We start from the raw sequence: 24317 nt of genomic DNA, 5'->3' as shown, positions 1-24317 counted from the left end.
GGCATGACATTAAACTGGGACGATTCTCGAGTATTCTTAGCACTTGCTCGAACAGGCACGTTAACCGCCGCCGCGCAACAACTCGGCATTGGCATCGCCACACTCTCGCGTCGTATTGAGCGCTTTGAAAGAGCCCTTGGCGTCGCGCTTTTCATACGCTCGCAAACCGGCTATGAACTGACGGAAGAAGGCTTAACTTTGGTTGCCCATGCCGAGCAGATGGAAGCGTCCATGCTTGGTTTTTCTAAGCAAGCACTGGATACGGCGATCTCTGGTACGGTGCGTCTGGCCACGGCAGAAAATCTCGCGACTAAGCTGATATTGCCAAACCTTAATCAGTTAAAGCAACAGCATCCAGAATTGAGCATTGAAATTGTAACCGATATCCGTATCGCGAATTTACATCGGCATGACGCGGATATTGCCCTGCGCATGACCAAGCCCACACAAGGTCATGTGTCGTTTCGTCGAGTGGGAACATTGAGCTATGGGCTTTATCAAGCACTTGAAGGTCCAACCATCGAGCTCACACCAGAAACCGCCATTGGCTGGGATAGTCACTATCAAGATTTACCCGCTGCAGTGTGGCTAAACCAAGTGCTTGACGGCAAAACCTCGGCATTGACCACCACCTCTGTCGCAACACAGCTAGCCGCCTGTAAAGCGGGCTTAGGCATCGCCGTACTACCAGACCTCGTTACCACAGATGAAGCGGTTCGCTGTGTGAAAACTCTGCCGGAACTCTGCCAACCCATCTACCTGGTGCTGCACAACGATTTACGTCATAGTAAGCGGGTACGCAGTGTAGCCGATTTTATAACAGAGCTCATCGAGCAGCCTTTAACGGCGTTAAATCGCCCTACATAATCCGATGCACTCTACAACCGACTTACTCTGGTTCGATAACAGCGTTCAAACTAGTGTGTTTAACAGGGATTGTAAAAACCATGCAGAAGAAGCGCCTTTCATATTATGTTTTCTTTAGTATTGTGCTCATCGGCACGATTACGCTCTCTATTACTTCGTTTTTATGGATTGGAAATATCTACCAAACCTATCAACGCGAAGCTCAACGCATCCAAGAAAATTATACCAACGAAGTAAAAGACGAACTGAAAAACCGTGTTGATACCATCGTCAGCTTAATCAACTACCGTAAAGCAACCACTGAAGCTCGTCTTCAAAAAAACATTCAAAGCCGTGTACTTGAACTAAACGAATTGATGACATATCTGTATGAAAGCAACCGCGACAAACTGCCAGATTCAGACATTAAAAAGCTCATCACTGAAGCAGTGCGCGGCATGCGTTTTAACGATGGACGTGGTTACTACTTTATTGACACCCTACAAGGTGACGTCATTTTATATCCTGTAGCCCCCAGCACAGAGGGCAGCAATCTATTCTATCTACAAGATGAGCGCGGTAATTACTCTCTCCAACAAGAAATCCAACTGGTCAACAAACATGGCAAAGGCTTTATTGAAGGCTATTGGACGCTACCGGGGGAAGACACCCAAAAAGATCATAAAAAAATCACCTATGTGCATAAATTCGCGCCTTACGATTGGTATTTTGGCACCGGAGAATATCTAGATATCACAACCCGCGAAGTACAAGAAGAGATCAAATCCTACATCAATCAACTAAGCTACGGTGACGACGGCAAGCAGTACGTGTTTATTCATGACTTTGAAGGAAATGAGCTAGCAAATGGTCGCTTTCCTGAGCTCATTGGACAGAACCACTATGAGATGACTATGTCGCCAAAGGTTCAATATATTGATCGCCAAATAGAAATCGCCAGCACCGCCCCCCATCACGGATTTCTGACACATCTTTGGCCAAACTTCAGCAATGGTAACACTAGCAACAAACTCACTTATATCGCAGCCATACCAAGCTGGGGGTGGGCAATTGGCTCTGGTGCAAACATGGAAGACCTTAACAATGCCATTAGCCGACATCAAAATGAGCTTTATTATCAACTCATTAGCGGCATACAAAAGGCTCTCCTGCTCGCCGCAGGGATTTTCATTTTAAGTGTCATAGCAGCCCGCTATGTGTCCAAAAAAATGAATGCCAGTATTAGACTATTTACCCGCAATCTGGAAACCAGCTCAGCTCAGTTATCCTTGATAGATGAAGACAAAGTCATCTATCAAGAGTTTGAAGAACTTGCAAAAGCCTCAAACAATACCACTCAGAGAATTAACACTCTGCTGCATAAAGATGAATTAACTGGCTTATTTAATCGACGCTATATTAACGTGTTATTTGACTCGCTATTGCAACAAGCCAAAAAGGACGACTCAAACTTCTCGCTTATTATGTTAGACATCGACCATTTCAAGCGCATCAACGATACCTATGGTCACCCATTTGGCGATCAAGTACTGATGAAAATCGCTCAGTGCATCGCAACAGAAGTCAGCACGAAGGGTTATGTGGGGCGCTTTGGTGGTGAAGAGATGATGGTTTTGTTACCCAATTACAACGCAGAACAAGCGTTTGAAATCGCCATGCAGATTAAAACATGCGTCGAGCAAATACGCCTGCCTGGACAAGACTTCTCAGTGAGCATCAGCGGTGGTATCAGTTCAGGCACCAATGCCACCACCTTTGAACTGATTCAACAGGCAGACAGCAAGCTATACTGCGCTAAAAATAATGGTCGAAATCGAATCGAACGATAACGCGGACCATGGTAAAAAAGCATTACTGACGCGTGTTCTACTTAAGGGCGATATACACCTCAACCTCGTCATCACCTTTGTAGCATTCAAAGTCAGTGGTGTACGCGCGTTCACGCTCTGGTAGCTCTGAAAAATACTGCCAAATTTCTACCCACGCATTAATCACCGACTGTGGCATGTCGCCCTTTTGCGAAAACACCATGTATTCACCTGCATGGACAGTCACGCTTTCTAGGCCATCAAGGTCGGTCACGACATTACTGCCTGCGTACACATCGAATTCACCGTTGGCATCCGATTCATAGTGGCAATAAACACCGTAAACGATGGAATCTGAAGTCAATCTGGGTGCAATGCTCGAGCCAAATTTCTGCCAAAGCCCCCCAATTTTAGCACTGTCAGCGTTCATTTCATCGGCATTTTTGGTTCGTACTTGTACGCCAGATACGTTGAATTTCTCGACATTGACGATCTGCATTATCACATCCCTTTGAGGTTAAATAGTACAGTTCAATGTACCGAGGAAGCCCTAAGACTGCAAATGACTCTGTGCAATATGTTATTCCATTACACTTAATCAGACGCTTGGATCCTTAACGCTACCCCCGCTGCAGAGGTACGATTCTCAACGCCAAGTTTAGGAAAGATTTGCTCTAAGTGTTTATTCACGGTTCGTGGACTCATTTCTAGAATCTCTGCCACTTCGCGGTTAGTTTTACCATTGGCAATCCAGTAGAGCACATGGGACTCGCGCTCAGTCAATGCTAATTCCATCTTTAACCGCTCTGGGCCTGTTGGCAAGTTTCCATCTTCCAACTTCACCAACGCTTCTTTCTGCTCCGTGTGACCAATAAACTTCAACGCCAAAGGGTAGTCTAACCCTTTTAAGATCAAGCGGTTGCCTTCTTCAGGGCGATGCCTCAACCATTCACGAACTTGCGGTGCAAGCTGCTCAATCTGCCATAAAGGGGTCAATCTCGCTCGCGCCATTAAAGCATACGCTTGCGGTGTTGCCCAAGCCACCCCTCCCAACTCACTGAAGGTCAGTAAATATTGACCCATACTATCCAGCGCAAATTGAGCATTGTTGCTCAGCCGAGCATTCGATAAATGCACGCGCATACGGGCAATCAGTTCATTTGGCTGAATCGGCTTGGTCAAATAGTCCACACCGCCTGCTTCTAGCCCGCGCACTATGTCATCGGTTTCACTTAGACCTGTCATAAAGATGACAGGGATACTCGAAAGACTAGGATCATTTTTCAAAGCCTGGCACGCTTCAAAGCCATCCATGTGAGGCATGATCGCATCCAATAAAATGATGTCAGGACGCATACGCTTCGCGATGGTTAACGCTTGCCGACCTTCGAGGGCGACCAGCACATCCATATCAGCGGCTTCAAGGGTGTCATGGATTAAGCTCAGGGCATCCGGTGAGTCATCAACAACCAGCACAATGTCGCGTTTATTGGTGGAATTCATCATGTCCGCTACTCGATTCAGAAGAGTGTTGTTGCAGGTATTGTTCAATACCATCGAACTGGAAACTTTGGTATAGCGCTTCCAATTGCATTCGATGCTCCGGCGCTAAAACATCGCTGTCGCTCAATTGGTCAAGTACACCACGTACACCTTTTTTATAGCCCATTTGCGCAAATGCCATTAACTCTCGAATACTTTCGTGATCCGGAATCTTAGGTAAGTGCCCTCCCTCAGTTCCTCCATCGCTATCATCTAGCAACGAAACCTCCGAAACAGGCGAAGCCGAGTGTTGCACTTCACCGTCTATCTCTTGATACACCCATTCCAACACAAGCCAATGTTGAATGGCATCAAATAGAGCACTGTTTTTCACGGGTTTCACGATGTATTGGTTGAAAGCACTTTGCTCATCGGGGTGACGCTGACTTTCTTGGGCGTCAGCCGATAGCATCACTATAGGTACACTGTAATTTTGCTCACGTAGTGTTTTCGCGAGCGTTAACCCATCCATTCCGGGCATCGAAACATCTAAAATGAACAAATCAGGAGAGCACGCATTCAGCTCAGCTAAACACGCTTGGGCGTCAGCCGCTTCGATCACATTAAAACCTATGGGTGACAAGATGTCGGAAAATAATCCGCGCACAACAGGGTCATCATCGACAATCATCACCGTACGTTGAAAACCACGATAACTCACTACTTTGCGTGATGTATGAGTAAGCTCATCACCTTGAGATATCCAAGGCAACATTAAACTCACTTTAAACTCACTGCCTTGCCCTATCGTAGACTGAGCTTGCAGATCCCCACCCATTAGTTCAGTGAGAAGCTTCACGATCGTCAAGCCTAATCCTGTACCCGGCAGGTTAGCCGTCGTCACATCACGCACTCGTTCAAATGGATCAAAGATCCGCTCAAGATGCTCTTCCTTAATACCCAAACCCGTATCACGGATAACAAACTCTGCCACTTGATTTCGATAGTTCACAACGAGCATAACAGAGCCTTTTGGCGTGTATTTCACCGCATTAGACAGTAAATTGATCAATATTTGCCGCAAGCGTTTTTCATCGGTTACCACGTGGTTGGGCAGCGGAGCCAGTATTTTAGTCTTGAACGAGATGCCTTTAGCACGCGCTTGCATCGAGAACATGCTATTGAGCTGATCAATCAGTTTCGGCAAATCCACCGTATTGCGATACAGATCAAACCGCCCTGCTTCAATTTTAGAAATATCCAGTAGACCTTCAATCAAATCAGCCAAATACAAGCCACTTCGATGAATGATATCTAAGCCATTTTGATGGCCCGAGGGCGTATTTTCTTTTTCTGATAACAACTGAGCGTAGCCAATAATAGACTGTAAAGGGGTACGTAATTCATGACTAATACCGCTAAGATAACGACTTTTCGCTTCATTTGCATGCTCTGCCTGCTCTTTTGCCCCCTGTAATGCCAGGTCCGTCTCCTTGTGGGCTTCGATTTCTCGTGTCAGTTTACGAGTCTGACGATTCGACTCTTTCTGAGCGACGACTCGGCTTTCATGTGCCAACAAAAATAACCATGACAACACACCCGACACGATCAATAAGGTAAAGAACAGCGCAAACATTGCTTCCTGCAGCAACGTTGACTCATTGACTGTTTCAGGTGCCATCTGTCGATAAATCAACATCATTAATGCCGCATTGATAACGTTGATTACCACCAGCATCGAGGCAAAGCGACCCAAGCGTGAACTGATCGCTCGTACCAAGCGCTTTGGCAAAAACAGTTTAAGAAAATAATCGCTCTGTTGAGCAATGCTTGCTTGTGGTTTACAGCTGTCGAGACACCTTACATCCAGCGAACAACACAACGAACAAATAGGCTGCTGATACGCTGAACAAAAGCTCATATCTTCACTTTCAAATTCGTTTTCACAGATACCGCAAGTTAACGTAACGACATGATTAGGGTTCTCCTGCTTCGCTAAATCAATCAACGGCAGTAGCTCAGGGCTTTGGCGCGCGATGTAGTATTTCCCTTTCGTGAGCCATGCAAGCAAGGGGACACATACAAAACAGGCCCCAATCGAAATAAAGTGCGACAAACTTTTCGCCACCTCACCAAATAGACCTAAATAACTGAGTAAGCCCAAGCTGGTAGCAATCAACATAGACCCAGTACCGACAGGGTTAATGTCGTACAAATGAGCCCGTTTAAATTCGACATAATCGGGGCTTAAGCCCAGCGGTTTATTAATCAACAAATCCGCGGATAAGCTCGACAGCCAACTCACGGCACTGATGGCGAATACACTTAAAATTGCCCCCAGCGCTTGGTAAATCCCAAGCTCCATAAGCAGCAATGCAATAGTGACATTGAAGACCAGCCATACGACTCGCCCTGGGTGCGAATGTGTCAATCGGGAAAAGAAGTTTGACCACGCAATCGAACCTGCGTAAGCATTTGTCAGATTAATTTTCATCTGACAAATAAACACAAATACCGCCGCAAGTATCAATGCCGTGGTAGGAGATGTGGTTAAGAATAAGAAAATGCGTTGATAAAGATACGTCGGGTCTGTCGCTTGCAGCGCTGTAGCACCATCGGAAATTGCTAAATAGGCAAGGAACGATCCTAGCAGCATTTTCACCGCTCCTATAAACACCCAACCGGGGCCAGCAAGAATCAGCCAAAACCACCAACGTCGACGATTGCGTTTAGTTTTTGTAGGGAAAAACCGCAAATAGTCCACTTGTTCGCCGATCTGCGCCATCAAGGCAAACAACACCGACGCTGCCGCTCCAAACAGCACCCAATCAAAGCCCGTATTTTGGGACAAGTGGCTCGGCACAAATTCGGACCAACCGTAGAAGCTCTGATACTCTTGCGTCACCACCACGCCAATGGCCGCGACTTGCAAAACCAGCCAAATCCATTGAGTGCCATTTTGAAAGCGACTGATCGCGCGGATTCCATGCGTCACGATGGGGATAACAAACAACGCAGACAGCGCGTAGCCAATCGGCAAAGGGATGCCAAGCAACACCTCCAGCGCCGAAGCCAAAATCGCCGCTTCTATCGCAAAGAAAATAAAAGTGAACGTGGCATAAATAAGCGATGTAATCGTTGAGCCAAGATAACCAAAGCCGGCACCGCGCGTCAGCAAATCAATGTCCAAGCCATGCTTAGCCGAATAATAAGCGATCGGGAAACCCGTGATAAAGAACACTGCCAGCACCGTTAAAATCGCCGCCACCGCATTCGTGAAGCCGTAGCTGAGTGTGATCACGGCCGCCAAGCCTTCCAATGCCAAAAACGCAGCTGCACCCAGCGCAGTATGCCCGACGCGCTCAATGCTCATGGAATGACCTTGCTTAGCGGTATAACGCAGCGCGTAGTCTTCTAGGGTTTGGTCAGCGACCCACTTGTTATAATGCCGTCGTACTTTGAATATCTTTTGTGCAGCTGCCATATCACCTCAAACCAGCAAAGCGCTGAACGTTTTTCACGCTCAGCACTGACTGGATTTACTCATCCTTTTCGGACTCGAATTATTCACTAGGCCAATGCCAGCAGCATTCCCATCAGTGCGATGACAGAACCGCCCACACGTGTCACCAGCGGTGTTCCGATACGCGCCATCCATTGACCAAAGCCAACGCCCGCGCCATGCAACACAGCCGTTGCTAACGCAAAGCCCAGTGCGTATTGCGCACCCGATGCACTCAATGGCATTTCCATACCGTGCGCCACCCCATGAAAGATTGCAAAGCCACCAGCAATAGCCGCACACGCTACAACAGGCAAACGCTTCGCCCCCAGCACTAAAGCACCGAGTACGATGACCGACAGTAGAATACCTTGCTCAACAAACGGCACACTCAACCCAGCCATTGCCGCGCCACCCCCTAGTAACATCATAGCCACAAATGCGACCGGTACAGCATATAATGCACGACCACCTAAACTAGCGGCCCAGAGTCCTACTGCCACCATCGCCAATAAGTGATCTAACCCACCCAGCGGATGACTAAAACCAGACATAAAGCTCGACGTGTGCTCATGACCCGAATGCGCAAGTACTGCGCTTGAACTGACCGCTAACGCGCTTACGAGTACAATTTTCTTTATTACAGACTGCATTTTATTCCCCTTAACACATCGATTTAGCATTACACCACGGCTTTAGCAGGTGGGATTTCTTTTGCTTCCAACATACCTTCAGACACGATCAGCTGAATGATCTCGTCTAATCCCTGTGCCGCTTTTAAATTCGAAAACACAAACGGACGCTCGCCACGCTGTGCTTTTGCATCTTCGTCCATGACTTCAAGGGAAGCTCCCACGAGCGGCGCTAGGTCAATCTTGTTAATAATCAACAGGTCCGACTTAGTAATCCCTGGGCCACCTTTGCGCGGAATTTTATCCCCAGCAGAGACATCAATTACATAGATCGTGAAGTCTGATAACTCCGGACTAAACGTCGCACTGAGGTTGTCCCCTCCCGACTCCACAAACACCACATCCAACTCGCCGTGACGTTCCAACAACTGATCAATTGCCGCAAGGTTCATCGAAGCATCCTCACGAATCGCTGTATGAGGACAACCGCCAGTCTCCACACCAATAATGCGATCCGCCTCCAGTGCTTCGTGACGCGTCAGAAACTTAGCGTCTTCTTGGGTGTAAATATCATTGGTCACCACGGCGATGTTGTAATGCTCACGCATTGCCGAACACAAAGAGCGCAATAATGCCGTCTTGCCCGAACCAACTGGGCCACCTACACCAACTCGTAGGGTTTGTTTTGGTTTACTCATATCTCGCTCCTATTGCGATATCACTATGTCTACTTCTGATCTGAGGGTTATGGAGATCAGTGCGCGAACGATTTCGCGCCTGCGCGTCTGAGCGCAGTGATCTCCATAACGCACAACCACCAGACCAAACTCAAATAGACCTCAATGGTTTATATCTCACTTACTCTCTCTGAGGATTATGGAAGTCAGTGCGCGAACGGTTTCGCGCCTGCGCGTCTGAGCGCAGTGATTTCCATAATCCTCGCCCCAAATAGGCTAAGACCGAAACAGCCTTGAATATTGGGTTTCATGTAAACAACTGGCGATGGCCACCGCAGGTAGGCCCGCGCCAATATCGTCTTCCTCTAGTGTTTTCGCCAAGGCAATGGCATCGGATAGGACGGGTTGCAATTCACCTAACAATAACTGCGCTTGAGTTTGCCCTAATGGCACCAATTTGGTCGCAGCAGCAATTTGGTTTTCCAACCACGACCACGAAAACCCTAATGCGACGGTATCAAATTCAATTTGCCAATGAGTCGCAGCAATGGCGAACAACACCACAAAACTAATGTCTTCCAAACGCACAAACGGCGTCTCAATCTCTAAGCTACGCAGCAAACGCGCTAAGGCTTCACCCATTGCCGTATCGTTGAGGCGTAACTCTTTCGTCTCTCGACATGCCAGCACTAGATCATTAAGTTCAACAAGACGGGCTTCATCACGTTCCGCCCAAGCTGCCATCGCCAGACGCAATACAGGTAAATCCACTCGAGCCAACGATTGAAGTAGTTGCAACTGAGTCCAATCTAAGACATGTGCTTGCTTAGTCACCCAGCCACGATCAATGGCGTATTCCATGCCTTGGGAAAAGGCATACCCCCCCACTGGCAGGCTGACGCTACTCAGCTGCAACAAGCGCAACAGGCCATGATCAGTGGTGGTGATGTCCATGGCTATACGCCCCCGATTCTGGATTAAACACACCCTGTTCGTGACTCACCACTAACCCTAGTAAGTGCAGCATTTCTTCCAGTACATGATCGGGCTTGATGCGTAACCAACGCTCTCCCACTTCCACTTTAGTGTGACGATTACCGAGGTGGTAACACGCTTTCGCAAAGGTCGTCCAATCGTCACAACTGGCATGGGCAATGTCTTCAACCGCACCAACAATCTGAATCGTTTTACCGCATTCAGCACGCAAATATTCGCCGACTAACAGCGGTTTACCGCGATCTAAAAACACGCGAATGTCTTCGCCATTTTCGCCAACCAGCTTTAAGCGACCACGCTCTCGCTGCTCATGGGTCAAAATAACCGTGGTGTACACCTCATCGTGACAGTGCGTTCCGAGGCGAGTGTAAATGTCTAACATAGGACAACTCCTAATCCAGTCAACGTCGCGCATTAAAACAAGTTATAAAGCTGCGACAGTGGCAAGCTTTCCGCTGGCTCACAGGTTAATAATTCGCCGTCTGCACGTACCTCATAGGTTTGCGGATCGACGGTAATATTCGGCATCCAAGCATTGTGAACCATGTCGGACTTACCAATATTGCGGGTGTTTTTACAGGCGACTAAGGTACGCTCCAATCCCAGATTTTGTTTGAGATCGTTGCCTAATGCCGCTTGTGAGACAAAGGTCACCGAAGTCGCTGCGCTGGCCTTACCAAACGAGCCAAACATTGGGCGGTAATGCACTGGCTGAGGGGTTGGGATGGACGCATTGGGGTCGCCCATTGGCGCGCTGGCAATCATGCCGCCTTTGATGATCAGCGACGGTTTCACCGCGAAAAATGCCGGTTTCCACAACACCAAATCCGCCAATTTACCCGGCTCAATCGAGCCAACTTCGTGGCTGATGCCGTGAGCAATGGCAGGGTTGATGGTGTACTTGGCGATGTAGCGTTTGGCACGGAAGTTATCCGCTCCCAAATCAGAGTCTTCAGGCAATAGACCAAATTGCTGCTTCATTTTATGGGCGGTTTGCCAAGTGCGCGTGACCACTTCACCGACGCGCCCCATGGCTTGGGAGTCCGACGAAATCATGGAGAACGCTCCACGATCGTGGAAGATGTCTTCCGCAGCGATGGTTTCTTTGCGAATACGCGAATCGGCAAACGCCACGTCTTCAGGAATATTGCTGTCTAAGTGATGACACACCATCAGCATGTCTAAATGCTCATCGACCGTATTATGGGTATACGGACGGGTCGGGTTGGTGGACGAAGGCAAGACATTGGTCTGCCCCGCGGCACGGATAATGTCCGGCGCATGTCCGCCACCCGCCCCTTCGGTGTGGTAGGTATGAATGACACGATCTTTAAACGCATCCAAGGTACTGTCCACAAAGCCCGACTCGTTTAAAGTATCCGTGTGAATCGCCACTTGTACATCATACGTTTCCGCGACAGAAAGGCAGCAATCAATCGACGCTGGTGTCGTGCCCCAGTCTTCATGCAACTTCAAGCCACAAGCACCAGCTTCCAGTTGCTCTGCCAGCGCTTCGGGTAAACTCGCATTACCCTTGCCTAGAAAGCCTAAGTTCATCGGCATGCTGTCCGTTGCTTGCAGCATCTTGCCAAGGTACCAAGGACCAGACGTACAGGTGGTCGCATTGGTGCCCGTTGCGGGGCCAGTACCGCCACCGATCATGGTGGTGACGCCAGAGGTCAGCGCTTCTTCAATTTGCTGTGGGCAGATAAAGTGAATATGCGCGTCGATGCCCCCCGCAGTCAGAATAGAACCTTCCCCTGCAATCACTTCGGTACCAGGGCCCACCACGATATCGACGTTGTCCTGCACATCAGGATTGCCCGCTTTGCCAACTTTGAAAATGCGACCTTCTTTGATGCCCACATCACCTTTGACAATGCCCCAATGATCCAGCACCAGCGCATTGGTAATTACCAAATCCACGGCGACGTCATTGGTCAGTTGGCTTTGTCCCATGCCATCGCGAATCACTTTACCCCCACCGAATTTGACCTCATCACCATAGGTGGTGAAATCCTTTTCCACCTGAATCCATAAATCCGTATCGCCTAAACGAACGCGATCACCTGTGGTCGGGCCAAACATCTGTGCATAGCTGTGTCTGTCCATCGTCGCCATTATTTTGCTCCCTCTGTTAAGGTGCCCATGACCTCGCCACGGAAACCATAAATGGTTTTCGTACCCGCGTATTCCACTAGTTCCACCTCGCGGCCTTGGCCTGGTTCGAAACGCACCGCCGTGCCTGAAGCGATGTTTAAGCGGTAGCCCTTGGCTTGCTCACGTTCGAATACCAATGCTGGATTCACTTCGTAAAAGTGATAATGGGAGCCAATCTGAACCGGACGATCACCGGTGTTTTCAACGCGCAATGTCAGCGTTTTGCGGCCTTCGTTTAATGTGATCACCCCTTCGGCGACCTGAATTTCACCTGGAATCATGCTGCCTCCGTGGTTAGTTAATCGGGTTATGCACGGTCACTAATTTGGTGCCGTCTGGAAAGGTCGCTTCCACTTGTACTTCGTGGATTAAATCGGCGACGCCTTCCATCACTTGATCCGCGCTCAATAGCGTCTTACCAAAGGCCATCAGCTCGGCGACGGTTTTACCATCACGTGCCCCTTCGATGATCTCCATGGTGATAAACGCCATGGCTTCGGGATAATTCAACTTGAGGCCGCGATTCAAACGTCGCTCGGCTAACAATGCTGCGGTAAACACCAGCAGCTTATCCTTTTCTCTTGGTAGTAATTCCATCGTTCAAACCCTTTATTCGTCGCGATAGCGCGTAATTGATTCCGTGGACAGTAGTGCTTAGGTTGCCCAAATTCTTGGTGCGCAAGCTGGCTTGCCCATTAAGGCGGGGCGAATGACGCCCCAGCAGTGTGTAAACAAACGCTTCATTTTTTCACTGTCGTTGCCCAAGCTGCGGATTACGATAAATTCATCGACAACGGTTGCTCCCGCTACGCTGTCATCGGCTTGACACAATTCTCGCAGGGCATCGATCAGCGCTTCGGTGTCTTGAACAAATGGGCCTGCAATCATCAAGCCATTAACAGGTTGCCCTTGAAGCCCTGCTTTGCCAGCCATCAGGTCGCGACTGTGTTCGTCTACCAGCAAACGCTCACGTAAGCGAAGACGGCCATCAATGCGCACCTGAAAACTTTGATCGGCTTGGCCCACACCAAAATTCAGCCGATTCGCAGGTAAGCCAAAGCAGGTGATTTCCCAACCGATAAAACGCGCATTACCGTGCAATTCGACGTGATTACGCAAACGAGTATTGGCATCAGGGTAAAGAATGGTTTCTTGAGGTAACCATTCCATGCTGGCATTTGTTGGTACATGCAGATGGGTCGTTTGACATTGCAACGTGCGATCAGGACGGGCTTTGTACACACGCCCTGCTCCCGGTGTGGTGATCAGTACATGAGTATCAGAGGCCTGATTGGACTGAATCACCAATTCATCGCCAGACACCAATCCACCTGGAGGGTGTAAAAGATAGATATGAGCCGTGTCTTTGCCCTCTGGATAAAACGGCTTTTGCACATACAAAGGCCCTTTGTGATCACAGGTTTTCAGCACCGTACCGCGCTCACTCTTGGTAAAGCCGAGATTGAGATAAGCCTGCCACTGGCTGGCTTCTTTGGTTGGCTGATATAAACGAGAGTCTAGAACTTGGCTCATACTGCTCCTTACACGACCAGGCGGTTACACCGCGAGGTATTGCTTGATCAAGTCGTCGTTCAGGTTTTCCATCTTGTCTGCTGCCACAATGCGCCCCTTTTCCATTAGGCGAAATTCTTTGCCGACGCGGCGCGCAAAGCCCAGCTTTTGCTCAATCAGGATCACCGTCAGACCCTCTTCGGCATTGAGCTTTAGGATGACATCACCGATTTGCTTAACGATGTTCGGCTGTATACCTTCATTTGGCTCATCTAAAATCAGCACTTTGGGCTCCAGCACCAATGCGCGTCCAATCGCCAATTGCTGCTGTTGCCCACCAGATAAGTCACCACCACGGCGGTGTAGCATCTCTTTTAATACGGGAAATAACTCAAAGATCTTTTCAGGAATCTCTTTGCTTTTACGCACAGGTAAACCAATACGCAGGTTTTCTTCAACGGTCAGCATTGGAAAGATATCGCGCCCTTGTGGCACATAGCCGATGCCCGCGTAGGCGCGACGTTCTGCACTTTGTTTGTGCAAGGCATCTTCACCCATTCGAATTTCACCGCTTTTGATCGGTAACAACCCCATAATGGTTTTCATCAAGGTGGTCTTGCCGACACCGTTACGTCCCATAATGCAAGTGATTGAGCCGGGGACGATGTCTAAATCCAAATCCCAAAGAATCTGTGTACCACCGTATAGCTGACTGACTTTGTTAATCGAAATCATGGCTACGCCTCCGCTGCTTCTTCGCCGAGGTACACCTCGATCACGTCTTTATTATTCTGAATCTGGTCCATGGTTCCTTCAGCGAGCACAGACCCCTGATGAAGCACCGTAACGGTGCGCGCAATGCTGCGTACGAACTCCATATCATGCTCAACGACGATCACTGTGCGCTCTCCCGCGAGCGACGTCAGTAGCTCGGCGGTCCGCTCTGTCTCTTGTGCCGTCATACCCGCAACAGGCTCATCGATAAGCAACAAACGTGGATCCGCTGCCAATAGCATGCCAATTTCTAACCACTGTTTTTGCCCATGGGACAAGGCGCCTGCTTTCATAAAACGATGTTTCTTTAGACCAATGATGGCCAACACTTCGTCAATGCGATCGATTTCGCTTGGCGACAACCGCGCAAACAAGGTTTGGATCACACGCTTGTCGGTTTTCAATGACAGCTCTAAATTGTCGAACACGGTTTGCTCTTCAAACACCGTTGGCTTCTGGAATTTTCGACCGATACCCAGCTGAGCAATGTCGGCTTCGTCCTTGGTTAGCAAATTATGAGTTTGCCCAAAGTACACAGAGCCAGCATCAGGCTTAGATTTGCCGGTAATCACATCCATTAAAGTGGTTTTACCAGCGCCATTGGCACCAATTAAACAGCGCAGCTCGCCGTCATTTACGTACAAGTTCAGGTCATTTAACGCCTTAAAGCCGTCAAAACTTAGATTTAAACCTTCAACATAGAGAATCATTTGATTCGATACGTCGACCTTACTTTGCTTATCTATTAGAAAAGGCCAGACTTGATCGCGACGAAACGTCTCACGTAATCCTTGCAATGAATTTTCTAACGCACTCATGATTGCACCTCCTGTTCAGCACTTTGACGACGCTTCGATTGCAACTGGCCGTAAAGCCCCATCAAACCTTTCGGTAAGAACAACGTCACAAGAACAAACAGTGCTCCCAAGGCGAACAGCCAACCATCTGGCATGATCGCGGTAAAACGCGTCTTGGCATAGTTCACCAGCAACGCTCCAATGATTGCGCCGATCAGTGTGCCGCGGCCGCCGACGGCCACCCAAATGACAATCTCAATCGAGTTAATGGGGGAAAATTCACCTGGGTTGATAATGCCGACCTGTGGCACATACAGCGCCCCAGCGACCCCGGCAATCACTGCGGAATAGACAAATAGCCATACTTTGTAGCGCTCGGTACGGTAGCCGATAAAGCGCGTACGCGGCTCGGCATCACGTACCGCCAGCGTCACCTTACCCAAACGAGATGATAGGATTCGCTGGCTCGCCAGTAACACCAGAGACAAGATCACAGCGGTGGCAATAAACAGCGACACACGGGTGCTGTCAGCTTGTAAATCAAAGCCAAGGATTTCTTTGAAGTCAGTTAAACCATTGTTGCCACCAAAGCCCATTTCGTTGCGGAAGAAAGCCAGCAATAGCGCATAAGTCAGCGCCTGCGTCATAATCGACAAATACACCCCTGTGACACGGGAACGGAACGCCAACCAGCCAAACACAAATGCCAGTAACCCAGGCACGACTACCGCCACAACCATGGCAAACCAAAACTGATCCATGCCAAGCCAAAACCACGGCAGCTCTTGCCAGTCTAAAAACACCATAAAGTCCGGTAACTCTGGGTGACCATAGACACCGCGGTCACCTATTTGGCGCATCAAATACATGCCCATGGCGTAACCACCCAAAGCGAAGAATGCGCCATGCCCGAGACTCAAAATGCCGCAGTAGCCCCAAATAATATCCACCGCCAACGCCAACATGGCGTAACACAAATACTTGCCTAACAAGGTGATGCTGTAGGTGCTGACATACAGTGCGGAATCTTGTGGCAACAGCAAGTTCGCGGCAGACGCCAACACCGTTACGCCGAGTAACAGGATCACAAACGGCAAAGTGTACTGGCCTGACGAGCGCCCTTCGGTAAACCAATTGATCAGCTTGCTCATTCTGCTGCCCTCCCTTTTTGTGGGAACAGTCCTTTAGGACGCTTCTGAATAAAGAGAATGATGAATACCAAGACGAAAATGGCAGCCAGTACCGCACCGGTTGTTGGCTCTAGGAATTTGTTAGCAATACCCAAGGTAAATGCGGCCACCAAGGTACCCAGTAAGTTACCTACACCGCCGAAAACCACCACCATGAAGGAATCAATGATGTACGCTTGACCCAAGTTTGGCCCCACGTTAGTCAGCTGCGATAAAGCCACCCCTGCGATCCCAGCTATGCCGGAACCTAAGCCAAAGGTCATCGCATCGACCCATTCGGTTTTCACACCCATGGCTTTTGCCATGCTACGGTTTTGCGACACCGCTCGAACATTTAGTCCTAGAGAGCTTTTCTTAAGAATCATTACCAGTGCGAAAAAGACCAGCAAGGCAAACGCCAAGATGTACAAACGGTTTAGCGTTAGAGATAACACAGGGTTAATCTCCCACGAGCCGCTCATCCAGCTTGGTGTGGATACTTGGCGGTTTAACGGTGAAAAGATGGTACGTACCAGCTGCTGTAAAATCAGACTGATACCAAAGGTCGCCAGTAGAGTTTCCAAAGGTCGCCCATGCAAACGACAAATCACTAAGCGCTCGATCACCACGCCCATCAAACCAGAGACTAAAAACGCAGCAGGAATCGCCACCCAAATGGAATAATCGATGTAGTTCGGCATCAACAACTGCACCACATAGGTGGTGTACGCACCCAACATGATCATCTCGCCATGGGCCATATTGATGACGCCCATCACACCAAAGGTGATCGCCAAACCAATCGAGGCCAGCAGCAATACCGAACCAAGGCTTAAACCAAAGAACAGCTGATCCACCAGCGCATAACGCTCTACTTGTCGGTTAATACTCACTAACGCTTGAGTCGCTGCGCTACTGAGCACGGGGTTGTCGCTGCGTTCCAAAGAAAGCAGCACATTACGAACATCGTTTTCTAAGCTATCGCCTAACACGTCAATGGCCGCTAGGCGCGCACTTTGACTGCTGTTTTGATCTTGTGCTGTGTAGATCGATAACGCCGTTTGCATCGTTGACCTTACATCACTGTTCGGCTCAGTCGGGTAAATGCGCTCCAAGGTTGCAAACGTTTCATCGTCAATGTCTGCCAACAGTGCGCGCACCGCACTTTCACGCACACCGGCATCGCGGGATGTCAGTTGTATGCGAGCGATCACGCCACGTAGTAACCCACGTAGCTTGTTATTCACTTTGATTTTGCGCACCTGCTTGCTGGTCAGCCCTGCAATGGTCGCTTGAGTGTAAGGGTCTTGAAAAGTGTCTACACCGTTAACGTCGACTTCAACGACTAGAGTGTTGTCGTCACGGATGTAATGTAGATCTCCGGCAAGCCACGCACGAAACACAGGTAATAGGGATTCATCCCCCGTTGCTTCAAGCTGCTGCACCATGGCTGGCATCTTCGATAATTTGGTTTGCGTTAGTTGCTGTAACAACGCATCTGTCTCTGCACTCGCCGCCAACGCAGGCGTCATACAGGCGGATAAAAAGAGACAGAGTGAGAGAAAGAGTTTCACAAGAATTCTCCAGGATTGATCAGAAGTGGCGTGAGGAAAGGGCTCCCAGAATCTTCTCTGGGAGCCAAGCTTTAACCCTGGGATGCGGTTAAATTAGTAGTTCTGACCAGAACACGATTTGGTTTTCGTGTTGTAATTGCCACACTTGATTGGAGCAGTCCAATCGGCAATCAAATCTTTTGAACCCGGTAGGAAATCAGACCAAGCATCACCTGGGACCACACCGTCCGTTTCCCATACGGTTTCGAACTGTCCATCGTCTTGGATTTCGCCAATCAAGACAGGTTTACTCAAATGGTGGTTCTTGTTCATCACGGCAATACCGCCAGTTAAGTTTGGTGTCTCTTGACCGATCATTGCTTGCTCAACTTCATCGACATCGGTTGTGCCCGCTACGGTAACGGCATTGGCCCACATATTGAAACCAATATAGGTTGCTTCCATTGGGTCATTACTTACGCGCTCTGGGTTCTTAGTGAACGCTTGCCATTTGGTGATGAACGCTTCGTTGGCATCGGTTTCAACACTTTGAAAGTAGTTCCAAGCGGCTAAATGACCCACCAATGGTTCAGTATCCAGACCGGACAACTCTTCTTCACCAACAGAAAAGGCGACAACAGGGATGTCTTCTGAAGAAATACCTTGGTTACCTAACTCTTTGTAGAAGGGCACATTGGCATCACCATTGATCGTTGATACCACAGCGGTTTTCTTGCCCGCGCTACCGAATTTCGCAATGTCAGAGACGATCGACTGCCAATCAGAATGGCCAAATGGCGTGTAGTTGATCATGATATCTTCTTCCGCCACACCCATATCTTTAAGGTAGGCTTCTAAGATTTTGTTGGTGGTACGTGGGTAAACATAATCCGTCCCCGCAAGCACCCAACGTTCAACCCCAAGCTCGTCTTTTAAGTAATTTACCGCGGGGATCGCTTGCTGATTTGGCGCAGCGCCTGTGTAGAAAACGTTTTTAGACGACTCCTCTCCCTCGTATTGTACTGGGTAGAACATCAAGCCATTTAACTCTTCAATGACCGGTAGCACTGACTTTCGCGACACTGATGTCCAGCCACCAAAGATCACATCCACGTCTTCTTCGGTGATCAGCTCACGGGCTTTCTCTGCAAATAAAGGCCAGTTTGATGCAGGGTCAACCACCACGGCTTCAAGCTTTTTGCCCAGTAGGCCGCCTTTTTTGTTTTGTTCTTCTACCATCATCAACACGGTATCTTTTAGCGTCGTTTCGGAGATCGCCATGGTGCCTGACAGAGAGTGCAACACACCAACTTTTATGGTATCTGCCGCCATAGAAGGCAGCGCGATGAGCGTTGCACCAGAGAGTGCAATGGCAGAAGCAAGCGTCTTAAGTTTCATGATTGGAGTCGTCCTTTGTGATGTTTTTTGGATTGTCCGATCAAGAGTGCTCGGCTCTGCGGCCATGCTTGTCTTAATCAGTGCATTCAGTATCCAAAAAATCACGACAACGCGGTATGCGCCAAACACACTATAGGTATACGTCATTTGACGTATACAACAACTCAAACGACCTTTGACCCGCTTGCTAGGGCACTTAACAGCAGGCATAAAAAAGGCCCCTATCACTAGGGGCCTTCTTAAGTCCGATCAGCGTAGTATTACGCTTTCTTAACGAACTGAGATTTCAGCATCATGTCGCCAGCGCCGTCGACTTTACAATCGATGTCGTGGTCACCATCAACGAAGCGTTTGATCGTGGCTTTCGTGCCCACTTTCAATACTTGAGACGAACCTTTTACTTTCAGGTCTTTGATCAAAGTGACTTTGTCGCCTTCTGCTAGTAGGTTGCCGTTTGAGTCTTTCAGGATGATTGCATCTTCGTCAACGACTTCTTCGTTTGGATTCCACTCGTGGGCACATTCAGGGCAGATCAACAATGGTTGATCTTCGTAAACGTACTCAGAACCACATTTAGGACATTCTGGAAGACTCATACTTCAATAACCTCAATAAGAATAGGGAATAATGTGCGCTGCATTATAACGCAATGACAATGACATGATAATGCTTTTACGACGTTAACCTTTCTTTGGTTCGTCTTCTAGCGCTTCGTTTAGGTAATCCACGTCATGTTCTTCTAAATAACCACGCATCAACTGACGTACCACTTGGGATGGTGTTAAGTCTTGCGACGCGCATAGCTTCTCGAACGCCTTTTTCTTACGCGGGTCGAGCAATACAGTAAAACGAGCAGTTTTGCTTTCCATTAGGCAGCCTTAAACGTTCAATTATTATCATTTGATTATAATGATTGAGACGAGGTAAAGCGACTGATTCTATGGCGGAGTGTTTGAAGAGTAAGATATGAATCGCTAAAGTGGCGTTTTAGGTGAAGAACTCGCAACGGAGTTCTATCAGAATAGGCGTCATCGTCCAGATAGTCATGACGATCTATTTAGGTATCATCTTTCTATGCTGTGATGACCACATCAAATAGTTATAATATAACATATTTTCCAACATCGAAGAGCAACTATGAACGAGCAACCCAAAGCCATCCCGACCAACATCATCTCTGGTTTTCTTGGTGTCGGTAAAACCACAGCCATTAATGCACTCTTGGCAAACAAACCGGACGGCGAGTCTTGGGCGGTGCTGGTCAATGAATTTGGTCAAGTCGGTATCGATCAAGAAATGATGCCCACTGAAGAAGGCCTGTACGTCAAAGAAATGGCCGGCGGTTGTATCTGCTGTGCCTTGGGTGCGTCTCTGATTCCAACGTTAAAAACGTTAATCGAACACGCTAACCCTGATCGATTAATCATCGAGCCCACCGGCATCGGCCACCCTGAAGGCATCATCGACACGCTGATGGGACCTGCTTTTAAAGACAAGCTCGATCTACGCGCCACGGTTTGCTTATTGGACCCGCGTTCACTGCAACTCGAAGAAGTGGTCAACAATGAAACCTTTCATGATCAGCTTAACCTTGCTGACGTTGTCATGATCAATAAATGCGACGTGGCAGAAGCCGACCTGATCGAACTCGCTGAAACCAGTTTGAGCAATATGTTCCCACCAAAACAGCATATTGCACGGACTACTAAAGGCGTGATCGACCCCGCCCTGCTCGACCTAGTCCGCAACGGCCAATTGAAAGCCCAATTTCCCGAAGCGCACCATCATGACCACGGTCACACACATGATCACCACGACCATCACCCAGCTCAGGAAACCACGCCAGAGGCTGTCGCGGAACCGAGCCAACCGATACGTAAAACAGGTAACGGCAGTGGTTTATTTAGCTGCGGCTGGATCTTTCACCGCGACGACTGCTTCGACTTCTGGGCTCTGGAAAAAATCCTAACAGAACTGGATGACATTGAACGTATCAAAGGCGTGATCCGCATCGGCCATGCTTGGGTGTTCTTTAACCGTGTGAAAGACGAACACGACTTCGACAAAGTCGCCTACCGCCGCGACTCACGCATCGAAATCATCAGCTCTAAAGCACTGGATTGGCAGCAAATCGAGCACGATATGCTGGCCTGTTTGCAAGGGGCTTAGCGCGTCATAAAAAGGCGTGCTGCGTTTCAAGCGCGCCACTTTATGGTATCTTTTGGCGGTTGCGACATACCGCAGCATCGACGATCCTGCGTCCTGTTATTGTCGCTCCCGCGTCAGTATCGCTGAAATAAGCCCTTTGATAAAACGGTAGATACGCCTTCTATGACTAAGCCGAAAAGCTGGACACTCAAAAGCATTGCTACGGAATTGGGTGTCTCCAATGCCACTGTTTCCAATGCCTTCAATCGCCCCGACCAATTGTCCAAGGCACGTCGCGAAGCGATTCTTAAAGCCTGTGAACAGCGCGGCTATTTCGGCCCTAATAAGGCCGCCCAGTCACTGCGCAAAGGCACCTCAAATATTGTCGCCCTAGTATTGGCCGATAGCGTTGAGTACATGGTATCGGATCCGGTCGCCAGTAGCTTTATGCGTGGCGTTTCGTCGATTTTAGAAGCCAATAATATTAATTTGCTGCTTTTTTCTGGCAACAGTGACCACCTCAATAACGTGGTCGACTTTGTCGATGGCTTTATTTGTTACGGCCGTCCACGCAATCAAGGCTTGGTCGAGCAGCTGAAAACCATCACCAAACAAGTGGTGACAGTGGATTTTGATATTGGCCGCAACACGTCGGTCAATATTGATAATGAACAAGCGAGCTACGACATCGCCATGCATGCCCTACGATCCCCTCAGGATCACGTAGCGATCTTAGGCCTTAGGTTGCTTGATGAGGAGCGTTTATGCCGTGTGCAAGCGCAACCCAACTTTGATACCAGCCAGTCGATTGCGCACCAACGCTTGCGCGGTTATCAGCGCGCCCTAAAGGCCAAGGGCATCACCTTAGCCGACGATCAAATCTGGAACGTACCTGAAAGCAGTGAGCGCTATGCGCCACGTCTTGCCAAAGAGGTTTTGGACAGTGTGCCGCGCCCTGAGGTGTTACTGTGCATGAGTGATTTGATTGCGCTGGCGGCACTGCGCGAGGCGACAGCACGAGGTGTTCACGTTCCCGAGCAACTGCGCATCGTCGGGTTTGATGGCATTGATGAAGGCCAGCGCTGCGTGCCAACGCTGTCGACCATTCATCAAAATAGTGAAGAAAAAGGCCGCTTAGCGGCCAATTTGTTTGTTCAAAAAGAGCGCCAGAAGGCGCTGATTGCGTACCAAGTTCAGCTCGGCGAAAGCAGCTAACACTCAGTCTTGTGAAGGGTTCAGCAGGTCTGCAATCGACGTGGTAAGCGTCTCGGCTTGCTGGTAAGAAACGATGTTGGCATCACGTTTGGTTAAGTCTACGTTCAGCGAGATCGAACTGTCATCAAGCGTCCAGCTCAGCGTGAAGGACTCCCCTTCGCCATGACAAGCAAACTCGCCCGCAAACGCCGGATGCTGATTACGAATCCCAATCAGCTCAAGTAGCCCTTTCACCACAGGCGTTTGCAGCGCATCAGTAATCGCCTCAGGGGTTAGATACGGACGATTAATGTCACGACCGACCTGTGTCGCGGCCAATAATGTCATATCGTTTTCACAGGCAAACAGGCCTGAGTAATACACTTGCGGCACCCCAGGAGCAAAGAACTGTATGGCACGCGCCAACAGGTAATCAAAATCATCCGCGCCTAGGGCGTTGTAGTAGGTGCAGTTAACTTGGTACAGATCCACATTGCTCGCCGCGGCGCCCGTCGCTTTACGGCTTTGACCCTGACTCTTGTCGTGAATGGTTTCCACCAAATTGTCGATTTTCTCAGCGTCCAACAAGCCTGCTTTATCACCCATCGGCCCCGCATCAATGATGCCGATACCATCGTGAGTATCCAGTACAGTGAGGCAGTTTCGTGGCGCGATCGCCAGCCACTTCAGTAGTGCGTCGGCATTATTAGTAAACAACGTGTGCAACACCAGCGGCGGTAAAGCAAAGTCATAGACCATGTTTACGCGTTTTGCGACGTCAATCTGCGTCTCAAAATGACTGTGAATTTCGGCAATCGTCTCCATCCCAAGCTCATTCGCGCGAGCGGAGAGTTGATCCAAATAGTCAAAGGTCTCCTCTAGCATAAAGCAGTTGGTGCCCGCCTTTTTGATCGCATACCCCGCCGCATCCAGACGAATAATGTTGACGTTGTTTTGAGAAAATTTCTCCAACACATCGTTTAGATAGTCCCGTCCAGCACGGGCATAGACGTTGATATCGATTTGATTGTCGGTAAACGTGGTCCAAAAATCGTAGGTTTCACCGTCGCCACAGGTCATCGGTGTAAAGCAACTGCCTGGTCGAGGACGATAAATGGCTTGTTGATCCGCCTCTGACATCCCTTCTGGGAAGACGTCTTGTTGCGTCAAAAATAAGTCCCAGTATGGCGAAGCCTTACCTTTGGCTAACACATCTTGAAACTGAAACGATTGAGCTGATACATGATTCACAATCAGGTCGGCCATGACATCGTATGTCTGCCCCAGCGTTTTTACATCGGACCAGCTTCCCAGCCGTTCATCGACTGCGCTGTGATCAATCGGATCAAAACCTGCATCACTGCCATCTATCGGATTGTAGAACGGCAATAAATGAACTCCCGAGAACACATGCTTTAACGGGCCATTGAGCAGCTCGGTCAGCGCGTCGATGCCTTGACCCGTAATGCGGTCAGCGTAGGTGATTAATTGAACGTTATTTTTCATCATAAATTGTCGCACCACATTGAAACTTAATCGATTAAGTTATATGTTTGATTACAACAATAAAAAATTCAAGAAGTTTTTATAACTTTAAAACCACCAGCTAAGCCGCTATAGAACGCATGTCCGCATGTCCGCATGGGTT

General features: G+C 48.9%; 23 protein-coding genes. 4 read left to right on the top strand and 19 right to left on the bottom strand.

All coding sequences use genetic code 11. From position 1 onward, the window contains the following. The first annotated feature begins 3 nt into the window (after positions 1-3). Together AYW76_RS12115 and AYW76_RS12110 are read left to right on the top strand one after the other, a co-directional pair. A complete protein-coding gene (locus tag AYW76_RS12115; RefSeq protein WP_067220406.1) occupies positions 4-867 on the top strand; it encodes a LysR family transcriptional regulator in 864 nt (287 codons plus the stop codon). Between the two features lie 80 nt (positions 868-947). After that, positions 948-2696 (top strand): sensor domain-containing diguanylate cyclase, encoded by a 1749-nt coding sequence (locus tag AYW76_RS12110; RefSeq protein ID WP_067220402.1) that lies wholly within the window; start codon positions 948-950, stop codon positions 2694-2696. A 37-nt stretch (positions 2697-2733) separates the two neighbouring features. Here the strand turns inward: AYW76_RS12110 and AYW76_RS12105 are convergent, their stop codons facing one another. The 18 genes from AYW76_RS12105 to AYW76_RS12020 all read right to left on the bottom strand — a co-directional run bounded on the left by AYW76_RS12105 (position 2734) and on the right by AYW76_RS12020 (position 20196). Continuing rightward, positions 2734-3174, bottom strand: coding sequence for a GyrI-like domain-containing protein (locus AYW76_RS12105; RefSeq protein WP_067220398.1), 441 nt, complete (start codon positions 3172-3174; stop codon positions 2734-2736). Between the two features lie 95 nt (positions 3175-3269). Beyond that, complete coding sequence (locus AYW76_RS12100; protein WP_067220395.1) at positions 3270-4181, bottom strand: response regulator transcription factor; 912 nt, start codon at positions 4179-4181, stop codon at positions 3270-3272. Further along, entirely contained in the window at positions 4162-7641 is a 3480-nt protein-coding gene (locus AYW76_RS12095) for a hybrid sensor histidine kinase/response regulator (RefSeq protein WP_067220391.1), read from the bottom strand. Before AYW76_RS12095 ends, AYW76_RS12100 begins: the two co-directional genes overlap by 20 nt. A gap of 86 nt (positions 7642-7727) precedes the next feature. Continuing rightward, positions 7728-8312, bottom strand: a complete 585-nt coding sequence (locus tag AYW76_RS12090; protein WP_067220388.1) for a HupE/UreJ family protein — start codon at positions 8310-8312, stop codon at positions 7728-7730. 29 nt (positions 8313-8341) lie between these two features. Continuing rightward, positions 8342-8989, bottom strand: a complete 648-nt coding sequence (gene ureG / locus AYW76_RS12085) for an urease accessory protein UreG (protein WP_067035055.1) — start codon at positions 8987-8989, stop codon at positions 8342-8344. 255 nt (positions 8990-9244) lie between these two features. Beyond that, complete coding sequence (locus AYW76_RS12080; protein WP_067220385.1) at positions 9245-9922, bottom strand: urease accessory protein UreF; 678 nt, start codon at positions 9920-9922, stop codon at positions 9245-9247. Further along, positions 9903-10346 (bottom strand): urease accessory protein UreE, encoded by a 444-nt coding sequence (ureE, locus tag AYW76_RS12075; RefSeq protein ID WP_067220381.1) that lies wholly within the window; start codon positions 10344-10346, stop codon positions 9903-9905. Before ureE ends, AYW76_RS12080 begins: the two co-directional genes overlap by 20 nt. Before the next feature lie 32 nt (positions 10347-10378). Beyond that, complete coding sequence (ureC, locus tag AYW76_RS12070) at positions 10379-12085, bottom strand: urease subunit alpha (RefSeq protein WP_067220377.1); 1707 nt, start codon at positions 12083-12085, stop codon at positions 10379-10381. Continuing rightward, the gene (locus tag AYW76_RS12065) at positions 12085-12405 is read right to left on the bottom strand and encodes an urease subunit beta (RefSeq protein WP_067220374.1); all 321 of its coding nucleotides are present in this window, start codon (positions 12403-12405) and stop codon (positions 12085-12087) included. Before AYW76_RS12065 ends, ureC begins: the two co-directional genes overlap by 1 nt. Before the next feature lie 13 nt (positions 12406-12418). Continuing rightward, on the bottom strand, positions 12419-12721 hold the full coding sequence (locus tag AYW76_RS12060) for an urease subunit gamma (RefSeq protein ID WP_067220370.1): 303 nt from the start codon (positions 12719-12721) through the stop codon (positions 12419-12421). Positions 12722-12778: 57 nt separating this feature from the next. After that, a complete protein-coding gene (locus AYW76_RS12055) occupies positions 12779-13657 on the bottom strand; it encodes an urease accessory protein UreD (protein WP_067220367.1) in 879 nt (292 codons plus the stop codon). A gap of 24 nt (positions 13658-13681) precedes the next feature. Next, positions 13682-14371 carry an urea ABC transporter ATP-binding subunit UrtE gene (urtE, locus tag AYW76_RS12050; RefSeq protein WP_067035075.1) on the bottom strand — a complete coding sequence of 230 codons (690 nt, stop codon included), beginning with the start codon at positions 14369-14371 and terminating at the stop codon, positions 13682-13684. A 2-nt stretch (positions 14372-14373) separates the two neighbouring features. Further along, positions 14374-15228 carry an urea ABC transporter ATP-binding protein UrtD gene (gene urtD / locus AYW76_RS12045; RefSeq protein WP_067035078.1) on the bottom strand — a complete coding sequence of 285 codons (855 nt, stop codon included), beginning with the start codon at positions 15226-15228 and terminating at the stop codon, positions 14374-14376. After that, positions 15225-16358: an urea ABC transporter permease subunit UrtC gene (gene urtC, locus AYW76_RS12040; RefSeq protein WP_067220363.1), complete on the bottom strand. Its 1134-nt coding sequence runs from the start codon at positions 16356-16358 to the stop codon at positions 15225-15227. Before urtC ends, urtD begins: the two co-directional genes overlap by 4 nt. Continuing rightward, entirely contained in the window at positions 16355-17908 is a 1554-nt protein-coding gene (gene urtB, locus AYW76_RS12035; protein ID WP_067220605.1) for an urea ABC transporter permease subunit UrtB, read from the bottom strand. The genes urtC and urtB overlap by 4 nt, the downstream gene beginning before the upstream one ends. A gap of 135 nt (positions 17909-18043) precedes the next feature. Continuing rightward, complete coding sequence (gene urtA, locus AYW76_RS12030; protein WP_067220360.1) at positions 18044-19327, bottom strand: urea ABC transporter substrate-binding protein; 1284 nt, start codon at positions 19325-19327, stop codon at positions 18044-18046. A 260-nt stretch (positions 19328-19587) separates the two neighbouring features. After that, positions 19588-19923, bottom strand: a complete 336-nt coding sequence (locus tag AYW76_RS12025; RefSeq protein WP_067035089.1) for a zinc ribbon domain-containing protein YjdM — start codon at positions 19921-19923, stop codon at positions 19588-19590. A gap of 84 nt (positions 19924-20007) precedes the next feature. Beyond that, positions 20008-20196, bottom strand: coding sequence for a CopG family transcriptional regulator (locus tag AYW76_RS12020; RefSeq protein WP_067220357.1), 189 nt, complete (start codon positions 20194-20196; stop codon positions 20008-20010). A 268-nt stretch (positions 20197-20464) separates the two neighbouring features. Here AYW76_RS12020 and AYW76_RS12015 point away from each other — a divergent pair, with 268 nt between their 5' ends. Both AYW76_RS12015 and AYW76_RS12010 read left to right on the top strand, forming a co-directional pair. Beyond that, positions 20465-21496 (top strand): CobW family GTP-binding protein, encoded by a 1032-nt coding sequence (locus tag AYW76_RS12015; RefSeq protein ID WP_067220353.1) that lies wholly within the window; start codon positions 20465-20467, stop codon positions 21494-21496. Between the two features lie 162 nt (positions 21497-21658). Further along, positions 21659-22690, top strand: a complete 1032-nt coding sequence (locus AYW76_RS12010) for a LacI family DNA-binding transcriptional regulator (protein ID WP_067220350.1) — start codon at positions 21659-21661, stop codon at positions 22688-22690. A 3-nt stretch (positions 22691-22693) separates the two neighbouring features. On the opposite strand, the gene gtfA is transcribed toward AYW76_RS12010, so the two are convergent. Next, positions 22694-24178: a sucrose phosphorylase gene (gene gtfA, locus AYW76_RS12005; protein ID WP_067220345.1), complete on the bottom strand. Its 1485-nt coding sequence runs from the start codon at positions 24176-24178 to the stop codon at positions 22694-22696. Between the last annotated feature and the right edge of the window lie 139 nt (positions 24179-24317).

The organism is Marinomonas gallaica, assembly GCF_001639745.1.
Classification (GTDB): domain Bacteria; phylum Pseudomonadota; class Gammaproteobacteria; order Pseudomonadales; family Marinomonadaceae; genus Marinomonas; species Marinomonas gallaica.
Note: the sequence above shows the minus strand (reverse complement) of the source record. Positions and strands in the feature narration are given on the sequence as shown.